The sequence below is a fragment of the Leucobacter sp. PH1c genome (assembly GCF_000633415.1).
Taxonomy (GTDB): Bacteria; Actinomycetota; Actinomycetes; order Actinomycetales; family Microbacteriaceae; genus Leucobacter.
Genome location: NZ_AYMV01000008.1, coordinates 24,020 through 30,347, shown reverse-complemented (window position 1 = coordinate 30,347; position 6,328 = coordinate 24,020). Strand labels below are relative to the sequence as shown.

Genomic DNA, 6,328 nt, shown 5'->3' with positions numbered 1-6,328 from the left:
CTATCGAACTCCGGCGCTCGTGCGTGTGCGGCGGGGACGATTTCGCGAGCGCAACGCGCGTGTTTCGAGCGTGTTACGGGGCATCGCGCTCTGCGGTCCGTGGAGTCGGGGGCCGCATGTTCTGCGGGAAATACGGGGGATTCGCCGAATGCGCGAAAGAAGCTGCGTTGAGCGATTCGTTTCGCCGAAGAAACGAGTGCTAGATTCGAGGTCCGTCAGCCGAGAGGACCCCCCATGCGCGCAGATCTCCCACCCGGATTCCCGCCGGCCGCAGGGCTCTACAACCCGGCGGACGAGCGCGATGCGTGCGGCCTCGCGGCCGTGGTCTCGCTCACGGGAGCGCCGAGTCATGAGATCGTCCAGCTCGCGCTCGAGGCGCTCGAACACCTCGAGCACCGCGGAGCCGTGGGCTCCGACGCCGGTACGGGCGACGGTGCGGGCATCCTCAGTGATCTGCCCGACGCGCTCATCCGCGCCGAGCTCGCGGAGGCGGCGCCCGAGCTCCGGCTCCCGGCCCCCGGTGCCTACGCCGCCGGCCTCGTGTTCCTCCCGCGCACCTCCACCGAGCGCCAGGCCGCCCGCTTCCGGATCTCCGCGATCGCCGCGGAGGAGGGGCTCACGGTGCTCGCCTGGCGACCGGTACCCGTCCGTCCCGAGACCCTCGGGGCGGCCGCGCGCGCCGCGGCCCCCGTGATCGAGCAGCTCGTGCTCGGGGCGGCCGCCTCGCCCCCGCCCGCAGCGGCGCAGCTCGAGCGTCGCGCGTTCCGCACCCGGAAGCGGATCCAGCACGAGACCGGCTGCTACCTGCCCTCGCTCTCCGCGCACACCATCGTCTACAAGGGCATGGTCACCACGCTCCAACTGCCGGCGTTCTTCCCCGAGCTGACCGATCCGCGCTTCGCGTCGCGTTTCGCGATCGTGCACTCGCGCTACTCGACCAACACGTTCCCGTCATGGCACCTCGCGCAGCCGCTCCGCCTCGTGGCGCACAACGGGGAGATCAACACGGTGCGAGGCAATCGCAACTGGATGCGGGCGCGAGAGGCGCAGCTCGAATCCGAGCTGCTCGGCGACGTGCGGCCCCTCCTGCCGATCTGCTCACCCGGAGGAAGCGACTCGGCGAGCTTCGACGAGGTGCTCGAACTGCTCGTCATGGCGGGGCGGTCCCTGCCGCACGCACTCGCGATGATGGTGCCGGAGGCCTGGGAATCCGAGCCCGGCCTCTCCGCCGAGCTCGTCGACTTCCTGGAGTACCACTCGCTCCTCATGGAGCCGTGGGACGGGCCAGCAGCGATGATCGCCACCGACGGCGAGGAGCTCGTGGCGCTCCTCGACCGCAACGGCCTCCGCCCCGGCCGCACCCTCGAGACGACGGACGGCATGCTCGTCATCGCGAGCGAAGCCGGTGTGCTCGACATCGCCCCCGAGCGCGTGGCCCGGCGCGGGCGCCTGCAGCCCGGCCGGATGCTCGCCGTGAACCTCGCGACGGGGGAGATCCGCGACGACTCGGCGGTGAAGCGGGAGCTCGCAGGGAGCGCTCCCTGGGGCGAGTGGCTCGAGCGGGGTCGGATCCGGCTCTCCGAGCAGCCCGAGCGGGAGCACCTCGTGCACCCGCCCGCCTCGATCACGCGCCGCCAGCGCACCTTCGGCTACTCGGAGGAAGAGCTTCGGCTCGTGCTCACGCCCATGGCGAGGGACGGGGCCGAGCCGCTCGCGGCCATGGGCACCGACACGCCCATCGCGGCGCTCTCTGACCGGCCGCGCCACCTCCACGACTACTTCGTGCAGCAGTTCGCGCAGGTGACGAACCCGCCGCTCGATGCGCTCCGCGAGGAACTCGTCACGAGCCTCCGCGCCGGGATGGGGCCGCAGGAGAACCTGCTCACGCAGTCCGCGGCGCACGCCCGCCAGGTGATCCTCGACTTCCCGGTGATCGACAACGACGCGCTCGCCAGGATCCAGCACTTCGGCGACGACCCGGAGCGCGAGCGCGCGGTGACGATCCGCGGCCTCTACGCCGTCGACCAGGGCGCGCACGGCCTTGCCGAGCGCCTCGACGCGATGTGCCGGGAAGCGAGCGCGGCGATCGACGCCGGCGCCGAGTTCCTGATTCTCTCGGATCGCGACTCGACGAAGGACCTCGCTCCCGTCCCGTCGCTGCTCGCCGTCTCCGCCGTGCACCACCACCTCATCCGCACCGGGCAGCGCATGCGGGTCGCGCTCATCGCCGAGGCGGGCGACGTCCGCGAGGTGCACCACGTCGCCGTGCTCATCGGCTACGGGGCCGCCGCGGTGAACCCCTACCTCGCGATGGAGACCGTCGGGCTGCTCGTGCGCGACGGGTCGATCCCCGGGCTCACCGAGGCCGAGGCGACCGCCCGGCTGATCACGGCCCTCGGGAAGGGCATGCTCAAGGTGATGAGCAAGATGGGGATCTCGACCGTCGCCTCATACTGCGGCGCGCAGACCTTCGAGGCGATCGGGCTCGCGCAGCCCCTCGTCGACCGCTTCTTCACCGGGACCACGACGCGTCTCGGCGGCGTCGGCCTCGACGTGCTCGCCGCTGAGGTCGCCGCACGGCACCGTGCCGCGTACCCCGACGACACTGCGCCGCTCGCGCACCAGCGACTCGCGACGGGCGGCGAGTACCGCTGGCGCCGCGGCGAGGAGCCGCACCTCTTCGACCCGCAGACCATCTTCAAGCTCCAGCACGCCACGCGCACGGGCAAGCGCGAGATCTTCGCCGAGTACACGGCGCGAGTCAACGCGCAGCAGGAGCGCCTCATGACCCTCCGCGGCCTGTTCCGCTTCGCCCCGCAGCGCCCGCCCGTGCCGCTCGGGGAGGTGGAGCCCGTGAGCGCCATCGTGCGCCGCTTCGCGACCGGCGCGATGAGCTACGGCTCCATCTCGCCCGAAGCGCACGAGACCTTCGCGATCGCGATGAACCGCCTCGGCGGGCGCTCCAACACGGGCGAGGGCGGCGAGAGCGAGGAGCGGCTCCTCGACCCCGAGCGACGCAGCGCGATCAAGCAGGTCGCCTCCGGACGCTTCGGCGTGACGAGCCTCTACCTCACCCACGCCGACGAGATCCAGATCAAGCTCGCCCAGGGCGCGAAGCCGGGGGAAGGCGGACAGCTGCCCCCGGGGAAGATGTACCCGTGGATCGCCCGCACGAGGCACTCCACGCCCGGGGTCGGCCTCATCTCCCCGCCGCCCCACCACGACATCTACTCGATCGAGGATCTCAAGCAACTCATCTTCGACCTGAAGCGCGCGAACCCCGCGGCCCGGATCTCGACGAAGCTCGTCGCCCAGTCGGGGATCGGACCCGTCGCCGCGGGCGTCGCGAAGGCGCTCTCCGACGCGATCCTCATCTCGGGGCACGACGGCGGCACCGGCGCGAGCCCCATGAACTCGCTGAAGCACGCCGGCTCCCCGTGGGAGCTCGGCCTCGCCGAGGCGCAGCAGACGCTCATGCTCAACGGGCTCCGCGACCGCGTCGTGCTCCAGGCGGACGGCCAGCTGAAGACCGGGCGCGACGTGATGATCGCCGCGCTCCTCGGCGCCGAGGAGTACGGCTTCGCGACCGCCCCCCTCGTCGTCTCCGGCTGCATCATGATGCGGGTGTGCCACCTCGACACCTGCCCCGTGGGCGTCGCCACCCAGAACCCCGAGCTGCGCGAGCGCTTCACCGGCCGCGCCGAGCACGTGGTGAACTTCTTCCGCTTCATCGCGGAGGAGGTGCGCGAACTCCTCGCGGCGCTCGGCTACCGCAGCCTCGACGAGGCCATCGGCGACACCGCGGCGCTCGACGTCGACGAGGCCATCTCCCACTGGAAGGCCTCCGGACTCGACCTCACCCCCGTGCTCCGCGGCCCCGCGTTCCCGGCCACGGCGCCCCGCCGCCACGGCCGCGCCCAGGAGCACGAACTCGACGCGCACTTCGACGCCCCGCTCCTCCGCGCGGCGAGCGGCACCCTCCGCGACGGCACTCCCGCGAGCTTCGCCCTCCCCGTGCGCAACGTGGACCGCGCCGTCGGCACGGGCATCGGCCACGCCGTGACCCGGCGCTTCGGCGCCGACGGGCTCCCCGAGGGCACGATCGAGCTCGCACTCACCGGCTCGGCGGGGCAATCGCTCGGCGCCTTCCTCCCCACGGGCGTATCGATCTCCCTCACGGGAGAGGCGAACGACTACGTGGGCAAGGGTCTCTCCGGCGGCACGATCGCGATCCGCCCCCACCCCGGCGGCGCCCACGGCGCCGCGGGCAACGTGATCGCGGGCAACGTGATCGGCTACGGCGCGACGAGCGGCGCGCTCTGGCTCGCCGGCGTCGTGGGCGAGCGCTTCCTCGTCCGCGGCTCCGGCGCCACCGCGGTCGTCGAGGGCACGGGCGACCACGCACTCGAGTACTTCACGGGAGGCTTCGCCCTGATCCTCGGCCCCACCGGACGCAACATCGGCGCGGGCATGTCCGGCGGGGAGGCCGTGCTCCTCGACCTCGACCCCGCCGACGTCAACGCCGCGGAGCTCGCCTCCGGCGCCCTCATGCTGCAGCACCTCGCCCCGCCCGGACATCCCGCGGCGGGGGAGACGCCCGGCCTTCCGGAACGGGAGCGCCGCGCGCTCGAGGCGCGCATCGTCGAGCTGCTGCAGCGCCACCGCGCCGAGACCGGCTCCGCGCTCGCCGCAGAGCTGCTGCTCGCCTGGGAGCGCGATCCCGTGGCGACGCTCGCGCGATTCAGCCGCCTGATCCCGCGCGGCTACGCCCGGGTGCTCGAGATCCGCGAGCGCGTGAGCTCCCAGGGGGTTGACCCCGACGACGAACAGATGTGGACCGAGATCTTGGAGGCGAGTCATGGCTGATCCCCAGGGGTTCCTGCGCGTGCGGGAGCGCGAGCTCGCGCCGAAGCGCCCCGTGGCGCTCCGGCTGCGCGACTGGCGGGAGGTGGTCGACCCGGCCGACCCGCAGCTCGTCGTGCGCCAGGCGTCGCGCTGCATGGACTGCGGCGTCGCCTTCTGCCACCAGGGATGCCCGCTCGGCAACCTGATCCCCGAGTGGAACGACCTCGTGCACCGCGGACGCGGTCGCGAGGCCATCGAGCGCCTCCACGAGACGAACAACTTCCCGGAGTTCACGGGGCGTGCGTGCCCCGCCCCCTGCGAGTCGGCGTGCGTGCTCGGAATCTCGGAGCCGGCCGTCACGATCAAGCAGATCGAGAACCGCATCATCGATGAGGCCTTCGCCGCGGGCTGGGTCACGCCCCGCCCGCCCGCCCGCCTCACGGGGAAGACGGTCGCGGTCGTGGGATCCGGCCCGGCGGGGCTCGCCGCTGCGCAGCAGCTCACCCGGGCGGGCCACACGGTCGCGATCTACGAACGCGACGAGGTGCCCGGCGGGCTCCTCGCACTCGGGATCCCGGACTTCAAGCTGGAGAAGGCGCTCGTGCAGCGCCGGATCGAGCAGCTGAAGGCCGAGGGCACGCGATTCCGGTGCGGGATCGAGATCGGCCGCGACATGAGCTGGGGCGAGCTGCGCCGCCGCTTCGACGCGGTCATCGTCGCAACCGGTGCGACCGTGGCGCGGGAGCTGCCCGTGCCCGGCAGCGAGCTGGCGGGAGTCGTGCCCGCGATGCAGTTCCTGAGCGCGGCGAACCGTGTGCAGTCGGGCGCGCTCGCCGAGAGCCCCGTCGACGCCGCGGGGAAGCACGTCGTCGTCATCGGCGGCGGCGACACGGGCGCGGACTGCGTTGGCACGGCGCACCGGCAGGGCGCGCGCTCGGTCACGAGCCTCGCGATCGGCGCGCAGCCCGCGGCGGAGCGCGGGGAGGCCCACCCGTGGCCCACCCACCCCGTGCTCTTCGACGTGAGCAGCTCCCACGAGGAGGGCGGGGAGCGGCGCTTCCTCGCCTCCACCGTCGAGTTCCTCGCGGAGGATCCGGGGGCGGCGCGCGTCACGGCGCTCCGGGTCGCGCAGACCGGCTTCACCGAGCGGGGACGGGAGCCCATCCCCGGCACCGAGCAGCGGATCGACGCCGACCTCGTGCTCCTCGCGCTCGGCTTCACGGGCCCTGAGGCGATCGACGACGAGCGGCTCGCGCTCCGCCGCGGCCCCGCCGGGAGTTTCGAGCGCGGGGCGGACTACGCCACCGACGTGCCGGGCGTCTTCGTCGCGGGCGACGCCGGGCGCGGCCAGTCCCTCATCGTCTGGGCGATCGCCGAGGGCCGCGCCGCCGCGGCCGCGGTCGACCGCTTCCTCATGGGGGAGACGGCGCTGCCGATCCCCGTCACCGCCCACGATCGCCCCATCCGGTGATATTCCTTCGCG

The 6,328-nt window shown here is 73.0% G+C and carries 2 protein-coding genes; both read left to right on the top strand.

Annotated elements, in window-relative coordinates; genetic code table 11:
* The first annotated feature begins 234 nt into the window (after nucleotides 1–234).
* The gene (gene gltB / locus U874_RS0102930) at nucleotides 235–4,866 is read left to right on the top strand and encodes a glutamate synthase large subunit (protein WP_025133055.1); all 4,632 of its coding nucleotides are present in this window, start codon (nucleotides 235–237) and stop codon (nucleotides 4,864–4,866) included.
* Complete coding sequence (locus U874_RS0102925) at nucleotides 4,859–6,316, top strand: glutamate synthase subunit beta (RefSeq protein WP_025133054.1); 1,458 nt, start codon at nucleotides 4,859–4,861, stop codon at nucleotides 6,314–6,316. The genes gltB and U874_RS0102925 overlap by 8 nt, the downstream gene beginning before the upstream one ends.
* The last annotated feature ends 12 nt before the right edge of the window (nucleotides 6,317–6,328 follow it).

Coding starts and splice junctions, on each gene's coding strand:
- gltB (WP_025133055.1), top strand. CDS start 235: ATGCGCGCAGATCTCCCACCCGGATTCCCGCCGGCCGCAGGGCTCTAC.
- U874_RS0102925 (WP_025133054.1), top strand. CDS start 4,859: ATGGCTGATCCCCAGGGGTTCCTGCGCGTGCGGGAGCGCGAGCTCGCG.